Origin of the sequence: Ilumatobacter sp. (assembly GCF_041688325.1) — a bacterium.
Classification (GTDB): domain Bacteria; phylum Actinomycetota; class Acidimicrobiia; order Acidimicrobiales; family Ilumatobacteraceae; genus Ilumatobacter_A.
In genome coordinates this window covers 1-1447 of sequence record NZ_JBDNIJ010000358.1, presented here as the reverse complement: position 1 = coordinate 1447, position 1447 = coordinate 1, and the positions used below count along the sequence as shown (strand labels likewise).

Sequence of the window (1447 nt, the reverse complement as noted above, 5' to 3'; positions counted from 1 at the left end):
CAATGCCGTTCAGTTAGGCGATCGGATGGTGGTGATGGGTGGTCCGGTGGGTTGTGGCCAGTCGGCGTGTCGTGCTCGTTTTACATGCCACTTGGAGTACTTGCGTTTGATCAGTCGCGGGTTTGATCGTCGGCGGCGGATCGGGTTGAGCCGGCGACACAACAGGATGAGGGCGTGAGCCCAGCCGTGATCATTCGAGTCCAGAGGGGGGAAAGCCGCGCGCTGGTGACAGCGAGCGGCGACTGATCCGCAAAGCGGCGACGAAAGAGACCCGGTCAGGATCGACAGCGGCTTCGTGCGCAGCGGCGAACATCAAAGTCCGGATCGCGTAGTGGCAACACAGGTGGCCCCAGATCTCCTGCTTCACAAGGTCAGGCGACTTGGATCGCAGCACCGTGCGCGCGCCGCGCTGATGGGTTTTCAACTCGTCGAACGCAGACTCGATCTCCCAACGTTGCGCGTACGCGGCAGCCAACTCGGTCGCCGAAACCTCGTCAGGGTCGAGCAGTGTGGTGAACAATCGGAACGGTCCAGCCTCAACGTTGCGGCCGTCGTCGACGTCGTAATCCACGACACGAATCACGACGTGTTCAGTGTTCAACTTGGTGTTTCTACGGCGTAGCTCCGCGAGCCACGATCCGTCGTCGAGGGTCTCTATCCGCCGCGGTTTGGTGTTGGTCTTGGCCCGCCACAACAGATCCGCCCCAGTCGCGGATGCCTGCTGCCACAGGTCAAAACTGCAGAACCCGCGATCGGCCAGCAAAATCATGCCCGCCTCAAGTCGATCAACGAGGACCTTCGACAACGCCATCTCGGACTCGGCATAGGCCCCAAGTTCGGCGTCGAAGATCGCATGCGTCCCGCACTCGGCCAACGCCACCACCCGGACCTGAGGAAACGCGGAGCGCTCACCCTTGGCCGTTCCCGGCCGACCAAAAAATTCGTCGTTCGCGGTGCTGTCAGCAACATCGAGCATCGTCCCATCAATCGCCACAAGCCGACGACCAGCCAAGAACGACTCCGACGAATCCTCAGTCGCCAACGGCCGAGCGACTCGATCGAACAACGCTTTCACCGGCTCGAACCCCAACCGTGAGCGCGCCTGGAAGATGGCTGACTTCGACGGCAACCGAACCGACTCCACGTCAGGCTCCGACCAAGCCAAACCGTCGGTCATCAAGCCCATCACGTCTTCATAAGAGCCTTCCGAATGCAACGCCATCCCGATCGCGAAATACGCCATTGTCCGAGCCGGCAACGACCGATGACGCTGCTCGGTGCGACCACACTCGGCGATCACTTCATCAACAACGCCAGGCGGGAACACATGCGTCATCAACCCGACCGACACCAGATCCGACAACCGCCGAGGCGACTCCGGCTTTACCCAACCAGCACGAGGCATCCACCCAAACTACACCTCCGCAGTACTAACTGAACGGTATTG

The 1447-nt window shown here is 61.0% G+C and carries 1 protein-coding gene; it reads right to left on the bottom strand.

From position 1 onward, the window contains the following. Positions 1 to 190 precede the first annotated feature (190 nt). Positions 191 to 1405: an IS4 family transposase gene (locus ACH2EI_RS18615; RefSeq protein ID WP_395161103.1), complete on the bottom strand. Its 1215-nt coding sequence runs from the start codon at positions 1403 to 1405 to the stop codon at positions 191 to 193. Between the last annotated feature and the right edge of the window lie 42 nt (positions 1406 to 1447).